This window comes from Cylindrospermum sp. FACHB-282, from assembly GCF_014697195.1.
Taxonomy (GTDB): domain Bacteria; phylum Cyanobacteriota; class Cyanobacteriia; order Cyanobacteriales; family Nostocaceae; genus Cylindrospermum.
Genome location: NZ_JACJRJ010000027.1, coordinates 70,220 through 86,091, shown reverse-complemented (window position 1 = coordinate 86,091; position 15,872 = coordinate 70,220). Strand labels below are relative to the sequence as shown.

At 43.0% G+C, this 15,872-nt stretch carries 16 protein-coding genes and 1 pseudogene; 6 read left to right on the top strand and 11 right to left on the bottom strand.

Annotated elements, in window-relative coordinates:
* Positions 1–110: 110 nt before the first annotated feature.
* Together H6G32_RS15350 and H6G32_RS15345 are read left to right on the top strand one after the other, a co-directional pair.
* Positions 111–830: pseudogene (locus H6G32_RS15350) on the top strand (peptidase domain-containing ABC transporter); the annotation flags it as partial.
* A gap of 71 nt (positions 831–901) precedes the next feature.
* A complete protein-coding gene (locus tag H6G32_RS15345; RefSeq protein WP_190459740.1) occupies positions 902–2,485 on the top strand; it encodes an HlyD family efflux transporter periplasmic adaptor subunit in 1,584 nt (527 codons plus the stop codon).
* A 31-nt stretch (positions 2,486–2,516) separates the two neighbouring features.
* Here H6G32_RS15345 and H6G32_RS15340 read toward each other — a convergent pair whose 3' ends face one another.
* The 5 genes from H6G32_RS15340 to H6G32_RS15320 all read right to left on the bottom strand — a co-directional run bounded on the left by H6G32_RS15340 (position 2,517) and on the right by H6G32_RS15320 (position 7,569).
* Entirely contained in the window at positions 2,517–3,467 is a 951-nt protein-coding gene (locus tag H6G32_RS15340; RefSeq protein ID WP_309232605.1) for a metal ABC transporter solute-binding protein, Zn/Mn family, read from the bottom strand.
* A 266-nt stretch (positions 3,468–3,733) separates the two neighbouring features.
* Positions 3,734–4,795 (bottom strand): WD40 repeat domain-containing protein, encoded by a 1,062-nt coding sequence (locus H6G32_RS15335; RefSeq protein ID WP_190459738.1) that lies wholly within the window; start codon positions 4,793–4,795, stop codon positions 3,734–3,736.
* A gap of 324 nt (positions 4,796–5,119) precedes the next feature.
* A complete protein-coding gene (locus H6G32_RS15330; protein ID WP_190459736.1) occupies positions 5,120–6,091 on the bottom strand; it encodes a CobW family GTP-binding protein in 972 nt (323 codons plus the stop codon).
* A gap of 36 nt (positions 6,092–6,127) precedes the next feature.
* Positions 6,128–7,036, bottom strand: coding sequence for an alpha/beta fold hydrolase (locus H6G32_RS15325; protein WP_190459734.1), 909 nt, complete (start codon positions 7,034–7,036; stop codon positions 6,128–6,130).
* Between the two features lie 92 nt (positions 7,037–7,128).
* Positions 7,129–7,569 carry a SufE family protein gene (locus H6G32_RS15320; RefSeq protein WP_190459732.1) on the bottom strand — a complete coding sequence of 147 codons (441 nt, stop codon included), beginning with the start codon at positions 7,567–7,569 and terminating at the stop codon, positions 7,129–7,131.
* Positions 7,570–7,886: 317 nt separating this feature from the next.
* Here H6G32_RS15320 and psaK point away from each other — a divergent pair, with 317 nt between their 5' ends.
* Positions 7,887–8,147, top strand: a complete 261-nt coding sequence (gene psaK / locus H6G32_RS15315) for a photosystem I reaction center subunit PsaK (RefSeq protein ID WP_190459729.1) — start codon at positions 7,887–7,889, stop codon at positions 8,145–8,147.
* A gap of 220 nt (positions 8,148–8,367) precedes the next feature.
* On the opposite strand, the gene H6G32_RS15310 is transcribed toward psaK, so the two are convergent.
* From H6G32_RS15310 to H6G32_RS15300, 3 genes are all read right to left on the bottom strand, one after another.
* The gene (locus tag H6G32_RS15310; RefSeq protein ID WP_190459727.1) at positions 8,368–9,117 is read right to left on the bottom strand and encodes a metallophosphatase; all 750 of its coding nucleotides are present in this window, start codon (positions 9,115–9,117) and stop codon (positions 8,368–8,370) included.
* Between the two features lie 144 nt (positions 9,118–9,261).
* A complete protein-coding gene (locus H6G32_RS15305; RefSeq protein ID WP_190459726.1) occupies positions 9,262–10,074 on the bottom strand; it encodes a metallophosphoesterase family protein in 813 nt (270 codons plus the stop codon).
* The gene (locus H6G32_RS15300) at positions 10,071–10,847 is read right to left on the bottom strand and encodes a GTP-binding protein (RefSeq protein ID WP_190459723.1); all 777 of its coding nucleotides are present in this window, start codon (positions 10,845–10,847) and stop codon (positions 10,071–10,073) included. The genes H6G32_RS15305 and H6G32_RS15300 overlap by 4 nt, the downstream gene beginning before the upstream one ends.
* 131 nt (positions 10,848–10,978) lie before the next feature.
* Here H6G32_RS15300 and H6G32_RS15295 point away from each other — a divergent pair, with 131 nt between their 5' ends.
* From H6G32_RS15295 to H6G32_RS15285, 3 genes are all read left to right on the top strand, one after another.
* A complete protein-coding gene (locus H6G32_RS15295; RefSeq protein WP_190459721.1) occupies positions 10,979–11,518 on the top strand; it encodes a Uma2 family endonuclease in 540 nt (179 codons plus the stop codon).
* Between the two features lie 144 nt (positions 11,519–11,662).
* Positions 11,663–12,499, top strand: a complete 837-nt coding sequence (gene dapB / locus H6G32_RS15290; protein WP_190459719.1) for a 4-hydroxy-tetrahydrodipicolinate reductase — start codon at positions 11,663–11,665, stop codon at positions 12,497–12,499.
* 40 nt (positions 12,500–12,539) lie between these two features.
* Entirely contained in the window at positions 12,540–13,220 is a 681-nt protein-coding gene (locus H6G32_RS15285; RefSeq protein ID WP_190459716.1) for a phosphate ABC transporter permease, read from the top strand.
* Positions 13,221–13,245: 25 nt separating this feature from the next.
* Here H6G32_RS15285 and H6G32_RS15280 read toward each other — a convergent pair whose 3' ends face one another.
* From H6G32_RS15280 to H6G32_RS15270, 3 genes are all read right to left on the bottom strand, one after another.
* Positions 13,246–13,875 carry a precorrin-8X methylmutase gene (locus tag H6G32_RS15280; protein WP_190459714.1) on the bottom strand — a complete coding sequence of 210 codons (630 nt, stop codon included), beginning with the start codon at positions 13,873–13,875 and terminating at the stop codon, positions 13,246–13,248.
* A 297-nt stretch (positions 13,876–14,172) separates the two neighbouring features.
* Positions 14,173–14,982 carry a TPM domain-containing protein gene (locus tag H6G32_RS15275; RefSeq protein ID WP_190459712.1) on the bottom strand — a complete coding sequence of 270 codons (810 nt, stop codon included), beginning with the start codon at positions 14,980–14,982 and terminating at the stop codon, positions 14,173–14,175.
* Positions 14,983–15,286: 304 nt separating this feature from the next.
* Complete coding sequence (locus H6G32_RS15270) at positions 15,287–15,868, bottom strand: DUF948 domain-containing protein (RefSeq protein WP_190459710.1); 582 nt, start codon at positions 15,866–15,868, stop codon at positions 15,287–15,289.
* Between the last annotated feature and the right edge of the window lie 4 nt (positions 15,869–15,872).

Below are 15,872 nucleotides of genomic sequence, written 5' to 3'. Positions count from 1 at the left end.
TCAGAAAAGCAATCCCTAATGCTTTTGCAGATGGGATACAGGGGATTGTAGTTTCCCCAGTAAAGGTAACACTTTCAAAGTAAAAGATATTTGTCTATATTTTTTACAACTATGACAATGTTTCCTTCAGATTTGCCACGAGTGGCCCTTTGCAACTTTGCAATGTCAACCTCGATTTTCCCGCAGGTAAATTTATTGGTATTGTCGGACAAAGCGGCTCAGGCAAAAGTACGCTGATGAAATTATTGCTCAGACTTTACGAAACAGAGTCTGGGAGAATTTTGGTTGATGGTTACGACATTTCCAAAGTGGAACTTTATTCCCTGCGGCGACAAATCGGGATAGTTCCCCAAGAAACATTATTATTTGACGGCACGGTTCAGGATAATATCGCCCTGACTAATCCTGATGCCACCACTGATGAAATCATCGAAGCCGCTCAGATTGCCGCTGCTCACGAATTTATCATGAATTTGCCCAACGGGTACAATACGCGGGTGGGTGAACGGGGTGCAGCACTTTCTGGAGGACAAAGACAGAGAATTGCGATCGCCCGTTCTGTTTTGCAACGACCAAAATTATTAGTTTTAGATGAAGCAACCAGCGCTTTAGACTATCCCACTGAGCGCCAAATCTGTCTGAATTTAGCCAAAGCATTTAAGAATAGTACAGTCTTTTTTATTACCCACCGTCTCAACACTGTTAGTAATGCAGACATCATTGTCGTAATGGACAATAGCAGAGTCATAGAACAAGGAAACCATCAAGCATTAATGGCTGCTAAAGCTCATTACTATTACCTGTATCAACAACAAGAAGTGAATTTGTAAATAGTTCAGTTTTTCCATGACCAATTACAAATATTCAATCCAAAATCCCTAATCCAAAATCTAAAATTGATATGGCTCAACTTAATGGTAATCACCGCAACGGCAATAATCAAAATCTTAGGTACGATCAGGGAAGTCACCAAGATTCGCGGGTACTTCCATCTTCAAAAAATTCTCCTAGCAAGCCTTTAATTAACTTCAACGATGATAACTTTGAGCAATCAGTTGTCTTACGCCAATCTCCAATTTGGTCGCGAACAATTATGCTCACTCTGTTGGGGTTAGCTTGTTTTGGAATTGCTTGGGCTTGTATTGCTAAAATCGAGCAAGTAGTACCAGCAGTAGGCCAATTAAAGCCAGAAGGAACAGTTAAAAACGTCCAAGCTCCCATTAGTGGAGTCGTGAAAGAAGTTTATGTCAAAGATGGGCAACAAGTAAATCCAGGGGATTTGCTACTACGTTTTGAGCCTATCGCCATCCTGGCAGAATTACGTTCTTTAAATGAGATTCGCATTGGTTTAATTAGAGAAAACAATATTTATCGCCGCTTGATGGCAGCAAGTTTTGCTATCCAATCTGAATCGGATTTTTTGCGTGGTAACTTGCCAGCAGAAACCGCTTTTCTCCTAAAAAGTCGGGCAGCGTTAGTTGCAGAAAATGAATTGTTGCGGACTGAATTAAGAACTTCAAATGCTGATGCTGGACTGGGAGTTGATGAACAACAACGTTTACTAATTGCCCAAAGGGAATTATACTCTCGTTCTGCCGCAGCGCAGTTAGAAATTGAAAAAACCAAAAAACAACTTTCTCAAAATCAAATCAAACTCCAAGATACTAGAGCAAGTTTAGCCATCCAAACGCAGGTTTTAAGTAAACTTAAAGTATTGGCAGAAGAAGGAGGGGTTTCTCAGCTCCAGTATCTCAACCAGCTACAACAGGTACAAAACCTCACAGCAGAAATTTCACAACTATCAGAAGAAGGGCAACGCCTCCAGTTTGATGTTGCTCAAGGAGGGCAAGAATTAACTAATACGGTAGCTGTTTCTGATAAAGGCATTTCCGAAAAAATAGCAGATAACAAAAAGCAGATTGCTGAAATTGATAGCCAATTCATGAAGATAATTCTGGCGAATGAACAGCGGTTGGCAGATGTTAATAGCAAAATTTCTCAAACACAGTTGAACGTTAGATATCAAGAACTTCGCGCTCCTGTAGGAGGGACAATTTTTGATTTACAAGCAAAAAGCCCTGGATTTGTAGCCAACGCTACCGAAAAACTTATGCAAATTGTCCCCAATGAAAACTATATCGCTGAGGTTTTTATTACTAATAAAGATATTGGTTTCGTGAAGAAAGATTTGAAAGTTGATGTGAGGATTGATTCCTTTCCTTACAGCGAGTTTGGGGATATTAAGGGAAAAGTCTTGAGCATCGGTTCAGACGCATTACCCCCAGACCAAACCCATCAGTTTTATCGGTTTCCGGCAAGAATCGCATTGGATAGCCAATCTCTAACAATTCAGGGTAAAAATATCGCTTTGCAGTCGGGTATGTCGATTAGTGCCAATATTAAAGTCCGGGAAGAAAGAACAGTGATGAGTTTGTTCACCGAAGTATTTACTAAGCAAGTTGATACCTTCAAAGAGATGCGTTAATATCAATTGTGTGACGCCAGAAGTGCTTAAACTACTGAGAAACTTTTGGCTCAAATTTCAGGTAAGTGCCCCCCAGCCCTTCAACAATTGTTCGCGTATTGGCAGACATCATTTTCTGATAGGTTTCCCCATCGCTTCCGGGTTTACCCAATCCATCAGTATAGAGTTCCCTTTGTGAAACTCTTACTGCTGCTTTTGCGGCTATGGACTTAATCCCATTGGGGTTAATTGTTGTTTCAGCAAAAATTGTCGGCACTTTAGCTTTTTGAATATTTTTAACTACATCTTTTTCTCGTGTATCTGTCAGTTTGGCGTTGGTGTTAACACCTTTCAAAGTTCCTGTATAAGCAAGACCATAAGCTTTGACATAATAACCTAGTGCATCATGGGTTGTAACTAATTTGCGATGCTTGGAGGGAATAGTGGCAATTCTTAACTTGATCCAGCTATCTAGTTGGGTTAGTTCATTGGTAATTTGTTTTGTCTTACTGCTATAATTTTTTACCTGGCTGGGCGCTAATTTTCCCAGGTTGTTGTTAATTACTTCTACCATTCTGATAGTATTCTTGACATTATGCCAAAGATGAGGATCGGCGATTTTCTTACCTTTGTTGGCAAATTTTTGTGGCTGAGGGACTGCAAATTGACCAACAGCTATTTTAGGCGCAGGGTTTTTAGTCGCTTTAATTATTTTGAGCAAACTTGGTTCCAAATTGTAACCATTATAGAAAATAAGTTTAGCTTGCTCAATGGCTTTGCGGTCTTCTGGTTGTGGTTGATAAGTATGGGGGTTTGCACCAGGGGAAACTAAGCAGGTGAGGTTAATGGTGTTTCCTGCAACCTGCTTGGTTAAGTCACACAGTATGTTGGTAGTTGCCACAACTTGGGGAAGATTGCTGTTCAACTTACTGGTTTGACTAGCCTGGGTGACGGAGGTATTTACTACTTGATTTCCACACCCAGCGAAGCTAATTGTGAGCACAAAAAGGGGAACGCGTAAGAACTTGTTTAGCGCTCCTGTATTCAGACATGGGGTCAATCTAAAATCCAAAATCCAAAATCCAAAATTGAGTGGCAGAAATTAGTAGTAATTTAGCGGAAATTATATAACATAAATCGGTTTGAGGCTTTTTCAAATTAATAAAGGCACAGCAATGCCGTGCCCTCAAAATATTTAACATTCTAACTTTATTAAAAGTCAACAAGCTGATACAGCATAGCCATTCAACCTCCATTACTGATGGTTGCTTAACTACGCCCGAAACCTTTACCCCGTAATACTTTTGACCAAATGAGTAGTTCGCCTTGTTCACCACCTGCGGCTAGTAGCTGCCCTTGAGGATGCCAAGCTAGGGTAGAAAAGCCGGCAGAAACACCTGTGATAATTTGGGAAACTTCTTGGGCTTTGTTCCACAAGCACAACCAGCCATCAGCGGCGGCGGAGGCGAGAAGGAAGGTTTTGGGTGCAAAGGCGATCGCATTGATCACATCGACATGATTAGTTAAGATGCGCGATTCCCAACCCAAGGATTCATCCTCTGACTTCTCCCACACCACAACACCTTCGACGCTAGAGGAAGCAAGAAGAGGCGCACCTTGTTTGGTGGTAGCTTGCGACCATGCCAATTGACGAATTTTACCAGGGAAGCCACGCATTACCCAAGGGTCGGGATTGTCCCACTCCAAAACCGTAACGCTGCGATCCATGTTGCCAGAAGCTAGATATTTACCATCAGGCGACCAAGCCATAGCTACACTGACAGTAGGCATAGATAAGAAGTATGGTTCCTCATCCCAGTTTTGAGTGGGCCAAATTTTGACACCCTGATAGCCGCTAATAGCTAGATATTGCCCATCAATGCGCCAATCAATACCCAAGACTGAGGAGTTTTCAAAGTTGAGGGTGATGACAATCTCTGATGTATCTGCGTCCCACACTTGGACATATCGCCCCAAACTAAAGGCTAGTTGGTTATTGGTGTGACTCCAAGCTAGTTTGTCAACCCAAGCGGGGGCATTTTCTAAAGTGGCGATTAATTCATTTTCTCGCCAAATTTTTAAGAGTCCATCCTGTCCGCCAACGGCTAAAAATTTGCCATCTGGGGAAAAGGCCACGCAGTCTACTGATTTACTATTTCCTGTCTGCAAGGTGGTGAGTTCGCCATCATCCCACAGTACGACTTCCCCAGCGGCGGAAGTTGCTGCTAAGGTTTTACCTTCAGAAGACCAGGCGATCGCAGTTACATAATCTGTCAGCGTCCCTGAATAGAGTTGTTCAAATTCTTTTGATTTGCTGGTGGTTGAGTTCACAATTACCAATCAGGATTTTAGGATTTAAGGATGAGCAGGATTAATCTTGAGCAGGATTTTAGGATTTAAGGATGACCAGGATTAATCTTGAGCAGGATTTTAGGATTTAAGGATGACCAGGATTAATCTTGAGCAGGATTTTAGGATGAAAGGATGTGCAGGATTCATCTTGACCAGGATTTTAGGATGAAAGGATGACCAGGATTCATCTTGACCAGGATTTTAGGATGAAAGGATGACCAGGATTAATCTTGACCAGGATTTTAGGATTTAAGGATGACCAGGATTAATCTAAATCATCCTCAAATCAATCATGTTAATCCTTTAAGCTAGACAGGCGAGAAAATCTTGCTTGAGTTGGGTTTCATCTAGATTGCGACCGATGAAGACTAGTTCATTTTTTCGGGTTTCGCTATCTTTCCAAGGACGATCTGGTTTACCATCAAATATCATGTGTACCCCTTGAAAAACAAAGCGATTATCTTCGCCGGCGATGTTCAAAATGCCTTTCATGCGGAAGATATCTGTCCCTTGGGTACGCAGTAATTCGCCCAGCCAATCGTTTAATTTTTGCCCATCTAATGCGCCTTTTTCTACTAAAGCTACAGAAAAGACGCTTTCGTCATGTACGTGGGCATCTTCGCCTAAGAAGTTTGGATCAATTTCTAAAGCACGGTCTAGGTCAAAGGCTTTTACACCCAACAAAGCATCCATGGCTAATTCAGAATTCTGGGTACGGTAGATTTTGGCGATCGCATTCATCGCCCGAATCCGTTTTTCTAATTCTTCTAAAATTTCTGGCGTGACCAAATCAGTTTTATTTAATAAAATCACATCAGCAAAGGCAATCTGTTCTTGTGCTTCGTCTGCTTCCCAATGTTGCCAAATATGCTTGGCATCCACCACCGTGACTACGGCATCGAGAGACATTTGATTTTGCAAATCTTCATCTACAAAGAACGACTGAATTACAGGTGCCGGGTCAGCTAATCCAGTAGTTTCAATTACTAAATGGTCAAATTTATCACGCCGCTTCATCAAATTGCCAATGATGCGAATCAAGTCGCCGCGCACTGTACAGCAGATGCAGCCGTTATTCATTTCAAAGATTTCTTCGTCCGCATCAATAACTAGTTGATTATCAATGCCCACTTCCCCAAATTCATTAACGATCACAGCAACTTTTTTGCCGTGTTCGTAAGTGAGAATGTGATTGAGCAAGGTTGTTTTACCTGCTCCTAAATAGCCAGTTAAAACGGTTACAGGTACTGAATTCGATGTTTCCGCAGCGATCATAATTTCAAAGCAGCTTTGATAATCATTATCTGCATATCATAACCCTTTTAAAAAAGGCAGTATTGCTTCTGCCAAAACATCTGGATATTCTTCATGCAGTCCTAAGGAACCTGGAACCACGACACTGCTAACATTTGGTAACGCTGCTAAAGCATCCATCTCTAGCCGTGATTTGGGGGGGCTGGATTCCCCAATGATGACTTTTAGGGGGATAGATAGCGCTCGCACAAGTGTGAGAAACTCTGATTGGTCGCGGACAGGATCAATATTGCCAGTCACAAAGGCAGCAGAACCGAAACGCGCTCCCGGTATTTGCGTTGTTTGCCATTTCTGTTTTATGAAACTGGGTGTGAGTTTAGTCGCATCGGTGAAGACGTGGCGACTGTACATAAAACTTAAAAAAGAGGGAGTAGTGTTGAGCTGATAGATGCCTTGACCGAGAATAGGCGATCGCACCAATCCCCTCACCATACCAGCTATCTGTTGACTTGCGCCCATTGTCGGCAAAGGCCCACGCCAAGTAGGGGCCGCTAACACAATCCGTGAAAATACATCTCTTTGCCTAAAAGCTAGTTGCAACACATAACCAGCCCCATGACCAGCCGCCACCACGCTAATAGGTGTTTTAAACGCAAATTTGACGAAATCAGCCAAAAATTGATGATATAACGCTGGTTTATAATCTAAATTTGGTCGGTCAGATTCCCCAAAACCCGGCCAATCTACGGCGACAACTTGAAAATGGGCAGCTAGTAATTTAGCAAGTTCACCCATTTCTAATCGTGAGGAAACGGTGCTGAAAGCTGGGAGGAGCAATAGTGGAGAACCTTGGCCAAGGGTTTCATAAATCACACCCAATTCCTGATTTTCCCAATTCCAGAGATATTCTTCAATTACGCCCCCAAAGCCGGTACTAGCAGGGACATTTAAAAATCTTGTAGACATTTTCCTTCAATTTCACCAGCTAATTAGTTGGTAATTGGTTGTTGCCAATTAATTACCACCATATCGAATATATTGAGCCTTGCTGATCAGCTTTAGTTAGAAATATCTAACTTGCATTCCAAAGCTTTTTTTTGCATGGTTTTAAAAATATTATAAAACCCATTAGCGCGGGAAGGTGTCAAGCTGACATTTAAGCCAGTTTCTTGAATAAAATCTGGAGTGAGTTGCACAATTTCCGTGGGCGTTAGACCATTTAACCCTTCCATCAACAGCCCTACTAAGCCTTTAGTTAACTGAGAATCAGAATCGCCCTGAAACGCCACCTTACCATCATCTAGCGCTGCGGTGACATAAACCTGAGAAACGCAACCGGGAACTTTGTTTTCTGGTACTTTATCAGATTCTGGAAACGCTGGTAGCTTTTGAGCATACCAAATTAGCTGTTCATAGCGGCGCTTTGGTTCAGCAGCGCGTTGAAAGCGTTGGACAATTTTAGCCAGTGCTGGGGGTAGGGAATCAAGAGTTGACGACATAACAGAAGCGGGAAATAATCACTATCACTTTGAGTGTAAATTATCTTGAGAGCGATCGCTCCTAGATTTCAGCTTGGCTTACTACCTTCTATTTTAGCGATTGCCTCCGCCATTGACATAAAATCCCTGATCACCCGGTAATAGTATTGCTGAATACCAAAAATATCCTCCTAAGTAGCATCAATCTAGGGATAGTTTAGATTAAGTACTTAGAATAAACGTTAAATATTAATGCAAAATCGCGATTCTTCTTGAAATTTATTCGGGAATTTTCAGATTATATTTTCAACCACTCAAAAATTTCAGGAGCAAATCAGGTGTTAACGTCAACATTACTCGCTGCTGTGCCCTCAAACCTGGAATGGAGTCCCACCATTGGCATTATTATGGTGCTTGCTAATATTTTAGCGATCGCCATTGGCAAATTTACCATTAAGTATCCCAGCACAGAACCATCTCTACCCGCAGCCAATTTCTTTGGTGGCTTTGGTTTACCAGCCGTACTAGCAACTACCTCCTTTGGGCATATCCTAGGAGTAGGCATCATTTTAGGGCTGCATAACATCGGCAGAATCTAACTTTTCACAAAACAAAATTGGGTGGGCAATATATAAGCTCACCAACTGCACTTGGAAATTTAGCACAATTTCCAGGTGTATTTCTTCATAAGTATTACAGCAAATTGCAGGTAAATGAGGTACAGATATAAATAATAAAACTCTTGTAGGGTAGGCATCTTGCCTGCCCTTGTGTATTTCACTCAGATGAAATGTGCTGTAAGTACCAAACCTGAACTGTCTACAATGAAACCGCTTTAGCAGACTTGCCCTGAAAACCTTTACCAACCCCGTAACGTACAGTCTTAAATTCCACAAAATTAGTTTCTGGAGTATAGAGAGTATAAATCGCTTCCCCCAGCTTTCGCCCCACATTACCCACACCGATAACCTGACGCGACGAAATTTCCACAGTTTCGGGAGATGCTGGACTATCAAGAGTTGTCACCCCCGTAGTGATAGAACCTGCTTGTAGTTGATATTGAAACGCCAAACCAGAACGACCACAAAACAAATTATTGACTTGCATCCGCGACAAACGGTCAAGCATTTGGATAGGAGGAGTTGCCGGCGTCAGTTCCTCATCAACAGATACCGTTGAACCGTGAATTAACAAACAATCCAATTCAGAAAAACCAAAATCTAGATTTCTCAACCATTGCACAGTCGGACGAGAAACAGAATCCCACAGCAACTTAACTGTATCTCCCCCATATTTGGCTAATAACTCAGTAGCTTCCCCAGTCATACCCAAACCATGCAAAATCAAACACTGTTCTTCCCACCAACCCTTACAAATTAGCGGTTCTAACTCACCAGGTTGAGGGTTTTGCACCCGTTCCACCAACTTCTCAGCTTCTTCTCTTGGCCCCACCAAATCGCCCAGAATATATAAAGCCTCTACATCCTTTTGACGCTTAATATCAGCCATCACAGCCTGATAAGCCGCCAAATTACCCTCAATTCCGCTCAAAATCGCCCATTTATTCATTTTTTCTTTCTCTGCGCTCTTTGCGTCTGGAGCAGGTTTAAAAAAAAGCTCGTAGTAAGGACTTCAGTCCTTTCCATACTTAGATTGAGCGATAAATCGCTGACTACAAACAAAGTCTTGATTTTACATTTAATTAATGTCTGCCTACTTAGTACAAACATGAGTTGGGTCATCAGCCCGTTCCGCATATTCCAAACCTTGAGACAAACGCCAAGCAAAAATTGCAGGTAAACCCTTTTCGATAATTGCTGCACAGGTTTGCTGATAGTTGTAAGGCACTTCTCGCAACTTCACGGCTTGAGTATCTGTGTCATAAATTACATAAGTTGCATTTGGTCGCCCATGCCGGGGTTCACCCACAGAACCCACATTGATAATCTGCTTTAAGGGTGTATTAAATTTTATTTTCTGTTCTTCTATCCCCTCACCCTTAACACAAACTTGCAAACTACTGCCATCCAAGTTACGCACATAAGGCACATGAGTATGACCACAAAAAAGCACATCTGCATTTGTGGAAAGTACTCTCTCTAAAGCGGCAAAAGCGTCGAGTTCAGGTAATAAATACTCGTGGTTGCTGTGGGGACTTCCGTGAACGAAAGCTAAATTTGCCTCACGGAAACTATGGGGCAATTGGGCGAGAAATTCGCGGTTTTCTGGATTAATTTCTTGATTTGTCCACTCATGAGCTATTTTGCCACGTTTCTCAGCTAACAAGGAGGGATAACTGCAATCACAAGCATTTAGACCTTCAACAATATCTTCATCCCAACAGCCGGCGCAAGTGGGGATATTTAGGGAACGAATTTTTGTAACTACGGCATTTGGTTCAGGTCCATATCCGACTAAATCGCCCAGACAAAAGATTTTTTCAGCTTTTTCTTGGTCGATATCTAATAAGACTGCATCCAAGGCTTCAGAGTTGCCATGAATACAGGACATAACAGCGATTTTCACTCTATAGGTTCCTCAATCAGAATTTGTTTAACTTGTTCTTGGTATTGTTTAATGGCTGCTTCTGACAAATAGCAATCTTCTAAGGTTTGTCTAATTGCCGACTCATCTAAGTTTTGTCCCCACAGTTCTATACCACTAAAACGCTGTGGTCTGCCTTCTAAATGGCGTGGTAGGTCTAATTCTAAAAAATCTGTTTCTGGTACTCCGGCGACAAAATCACCGTAAATTGCCCGTCCATCGGCAACTTCAAAAATACCTTTAGCGCGGCTAACTTGACCGTAAGCGCCGTGGGTGATTTCATACCAAAACTCTTGTAGACTGTCTTCGTCGCAGACTTGACTGCTGGTTATCCCGCGCCAAACTTGAGTTGAGGCAATGCTGGTGTCAATATCTGCACCTAGGACAATTTTTTCTGCCCAAGGATGATATTCAGAATTTATCAGGTTTGGTGGCAGAATGGCGATCGCACGATAAGGTAAATTATCTAATATTTGCTGGATTACTCCTAATTCTAAGTAACAGCCTAATTCAATATAGATATTTTCTGCTGCTGCTAGCTGGGTGAAAAACTCCATCTCTTGCCCATCAGCAAAAACTTTCACCTCTGGAAATTCCGCAGCTAGACGCGTTTGGTCAATGGGAACGGTGCCAGTCCCCGGACTAAAATAAATTATATTTTCCACAGCGGCGTTTTTTTGCAACTCTTGGCAAATCCAAGTGGTTTTTCCGCAGCCAGCCGGGCCAGCAACAACGGTAATCATTGGTATACTCATCCTTAAATGATAATCATTTTCATACAATTTGCCAACAAGGTAAGGCAAAATCTTCAACTCGTTGAGCCTGGTATTTTTTCTCGACTTTTCCCAGAAATGCCAAGATAGAAATAGATGTTTCCGGTGGTCTTATGTATTTGACTGTCCAAGACCTGGAGAAAATGCAGGCAGATTATCCCGACTATCGCATGGAATTAGTGGATGGGAGCATTGTTGTCATGAGTCCATCAGGTTATGAGTCCGAAGAAGTAGGAACTGAGTTTGCCCGAATTTTGGGTAATTGGGTTAGACCGCGCAAATTGGGGCGTGTGGTTGGTTCCAGTGCTGGTTTTAGATTACCAAACTCAGATTTACGTGCGCCTGATGTGTCTTTTGTCAGGGCAGAAAGGCTGAAACGTTCTACAGAAGATTACGCCGAATTGGTTCCTGATTTGGTAGTGGAGGTGAGGTCTAAAACAGATTCTCTCGATAAACTCCGCGAAAAGATTCAAGAGTTTATCAGTTTGGGTACGCAAATCGGTATTTTGATTAACCCCAAAACTAGAACGATGGAAGTCTACCGTGTTGGTGAAAAATTGATATTGAAAGATGGTGATGTGCTGACTCTCCCTGACTTATTCCCTGGCTGGGAGGTGCCAATTGCTGATATTTGGTCGCCTGTTTTTGACTAGGTTTTTCAACCAAGACAGGACTTACGCACCTGACAATCTTACATGGAGTGTGACAGGCAGCTTTAGTCCTGAAAGAGTAAAACTCAGCAGATACCCAAATTCTTCTACAATTCCTTTGTTAATGAAAAAAATATTTCTCGATTTATGACAAATCAAGCTCTGATTCCGGTTATTGTCAACGGTGCTGCTGGCAAAATGGGCCGGGAGGTAATCAAAGCCGTGGCACAAGCGCCTGATATGACTTTATTAGGTGCGATTGATACGACTCCCGAACATCAAGGGAAAGACGCTGGGGAACTGGCGGGTTTAAGCGAACCGTTGGAAGTGCCAATTACTAATCAATTGGAGCCGATGCTGGGGTATGTGGCTGGTGAAAGACAGATGGCGCCAGGGGTGATAGTAGATTTTACCCATCCTGATGCAGTTTATGACAATATTCGCAGTGCGATCGCCTATGGTATTCGTCCAGTAGTTGGTACCACAGGCTTAAGTCCAGAACAAATTCAACAATTGGCAGCATTTGCCGACAAAGCCAGTACTGGTTGTCTCATTATTCCTAACTTCTCCATTGGCATGGTGCTGCTGCAACAAGCCGCCATCGCCGCATCTCGATATTTTGACCATGTAGAAATTATTGAACTCCATCACAACCAAAAAGCTGATGCTCCCAGCGGAACCGCCATTCAAACCGCCCAGTTGTTAGCAGAATTAGGTAAAACTTTTAATCCTGCTATTGTAGAAGAAACGGAGAAAATACCAGGAGCAAGGGGCAGCCTAGCTGATGAGGGAATTAGGATTCACAGCATCCGCTTACCGGGATTGATTGCCCATCAGGAAGTAATTTTTGGCGCAGCGGGTCAAATTTACACCTTACGCCATGATACTAGCGATCGCGCTTGCTATATGCCAGGAGTACTACTAGCAATTCGCAAAGTCTTACCCCTAAAGTCATTAGTATATGGTTTAGAAAAGATCCTCTAAACTTCAAACTCACAATAACAGCACTTAGCACTCATCACTCATGTTAGTTCCACTGACTCGCCAAAAATTTGAACAAATTGTCCCCCTGATTGCTACTGGCCCGCAGTACAAGTACTACTGGGGGAAGTCTGCCAATTTTTTGCAGCGGCTGTTAATTTCTGTCGTTGCCGTAGTGGCGATTCTGCTGGTACAACTCCTATTTAAACTGGAATTTGCTGTAATATTTGTCTTCGTGATATTTAGCGCTTTTTTTTGGCTGTGGTATCCAGTATTTCAAGCAAGCATCCGCAATGCAAAATGCCGCCGTTATAAATACAGCGGCTTTTTCCGTGGACGAGTTCTAGATTGGTGGATTACAGACGAGTTAGTTGGCAAACAAGAAACCGTCAACAACAAAGGCGATTTGGTGATTGTCGAAAACCGTGAAAAACGAATTAACTTAGAATTAGGCGATGACACAGGATTTAGCATTGAGTTTGAAGCGCCACTAAGAACTGCCCACAAAGTCATTGCTCGCGGTCAAGTAGCAGAAATGATCGTCATGTCAAATAGTCCAGATTTAAGCAGGATTGAAGAATTTAGCGACATATACATTCCCGGCCGCAACCTGTGGGTCAGTGATTATCCCTATCTGCGACAGGATTTCTTTAATGAAGTCAGTCGCCGTTTGGGTCAAGACCCACAAGACAGGCCACGCCGTCGCCGCCGAGTAGAAGATTAGAGAGGCAATTTTGAATTTTAAATTTCTAACTCCCGCCATTCCCATCTTTGCCATAGGCTTGCCAAGCTAAGTCTACCAATCCATCGACAATCGCCGCGGCGACAACTGCATTACCCTTGCGACTATCAATTGTAATGTGAGGTACTAGGGATTCTTGCAAGCGTCCTTTTGCGGCTTCCACATTGACAAAGCCCACTGGGGTAGCAATTATCAAAGCGGGTCGAATTTCCTCAGCTTCAATTAAATCCACCAGTACAGTTAGTGCCGTTTGCGCTTGACCGACCACAAAAATACCCTCTGGATAACGCTTGGCTAGGGTTTCTATTCCCCACGCTGCCCGAGTTTTTTCTTTTTGGGGACGGGTCAGAGCTTCCATGCTGCAATATACCGGATTGGCAAAGGTGTTTTGAATATCGTAGGCGATACCAACCTGTACCATCGGGATATCTACCACAATAGTGGTACGCGCCGCTAATGCTGCTGCCCCAGATTGTAAGGCACGTTCAGAAAAGCGAATCAAAGACTTATACTCAAAGTCAGCCGTGGCATATATTACCCGCCGGACAATCTCATACTCTGCGGGCGAAAAGACATGGTCGCCAATCTCACTATCAATGATTGCCAAGCTTTGAGCATCAGTTACGTGCCATTCCATTTTTGTTGAGCTTCTCAGATATCGGCTTTCAGGTTTCAGCTTATCAGCTTATCACCCTAGACGATAGGTGCAAAACTCCGCGTCTTTAGACCCCAGATGTAGCACCAAATGCGGATAAATTCGCAGTGGTGTTATTTTTTTTCTCAACCATTATACTGAGTATTTTAGCATACTACTGTAGTGGCTTTGGCAATGTAGAATCGCCGTCACTAAGGGAGCGGGGAGTGCCAACAGGCTCAGAGCCTGGGTATGGGTACTAAGTGCTGAGTAGTTTGTTTTCTACTCAGAACTCATGACTTAGGACTCATTACCAGAAGAAGGCCGACTGAAAACAGGAGACAGGTATGCAACTAAGACACCAATGAGGAAAGCGGAGATATTGCGAACTAGAGGTAACCAGTCACTAGTGCGCGTCACCACTGGGCCAATGCCGAAGGCAAGAAACAAAATTCCCCACAAGGGTGAGAAAATCAAAGCCCATTGCCAAGCAAAAACTTGTCCTTCTCGCTGGGGTTGAGCTGCAAATCCACAAATTACCCCACCAATAGCTGAGGTAATCAGGGTGAGTATCCACTGCTCCCTTGGTAGTCCAGGAACGACGTTGCAACCACCTTTGAGCAAACAGCCTTCAACTGAACCTAAGGCTTGCAATATGGCTTGGTCTTCCCCTTGTTCGCGCACAAAGTACAAATTGCCGAAACGGGTTTGCAGTTCGATCCAAAAAGTCCGGGGTAAAAGTTCATAGACTGCATCACCAACACTGAAACTGAGGATGTTACCACCACGGGAATCAGCAACTAAGAGAATACTTTTGTCATCCAAACCCCAATATTTGATGACTGCTCTACCTGGAGTACGGTCATACTGGGTCAATACTCGCAATTTCCAGCCAGTATCGGCTTCAAATTGTTCTAACTCTTTGACAAGCTTCTCTTCTTGCAGATCGGGGAGCGATTTAGCTAAATCTACAACTGGGGTGAAGCTGTCAGGTAGTAAATCAGGATTTTCGTAAGCTAGGGCTGACGGTGAATGCATTGCCCACATTGACCCAGCCAAGAAAAATACTGCAATGGATACTAGGATTCGTCGCCAAAAACAAGATTGCATGGACGTTTTTATACAAATATCAACGGGAAAACTGAACAAGTTGTTTTAAAAGAGTACTGGAAAAGTGATACTTCTTTACACTTGTTTACTTTACTCTAATCTAAGGGATCAAAGCAAAGTGTTGGCTTTGGTGAGTTTTGAGTATAACCAAAGAGACTTTCCAGAAAGCGTTGTCAAATAAGGTTTATGAGTATTTTTTGCAGAAATTAAGGTAAAGGGGAAAGTACGGGAAAATTCTTCTTTCCCTAGAATCATTCCCGAAAAAGATTAAGTTTCACAGCATAGCTGCTTTTTTTAACCAGGTTTATTGCTCAGTCCAATCATCAGAGGTTGTAGATTTGGAGAGTGACTCTTTATCATCAAACCTGGTTTCCCAGCTAGCAGCCTCGTTGTAACCTTCATTAGGGCGGTATGCTTCTGGTTTTGTGCGGCGATTTTCCTGTCTGAGTGTTTCGCGTTCTCGCAACGTTAGGGGTGGTTTTTCGTTTGTTGGCAGGCGATCGCTTGTTCTTCGTCCAGGTTTTGGGCGTGTGAAGGTTTTCCAAGCAGCTTTGACGCCAACAACTATGCTACGTGTGCCTACTTGCAGATTTTGAGCTTGTTTTTTGGCACTATCTAGGCTTTGATCAACTTGTTTAACGACTTGACTGGCGCTTTTGACGCCTTCATTCACATCATCGGTTAAGTCAGTGATTTCCAAGCCAGTCATGCGAATGGCATTTAGAGTAGGTGGCAACTCCCGTGAGAGTGTATCAAAGAGCTTTTCCGCACTGCGGGCAGCGCGTGCTAACTCCTGCAAAGCGGGTATAGCTGCCACTAAAACAGCAGTCAGGCTGGTAGCAACTAAAAGCATGGATAGTCCCAGCCAAAACAGAGGATCAATCACGGTT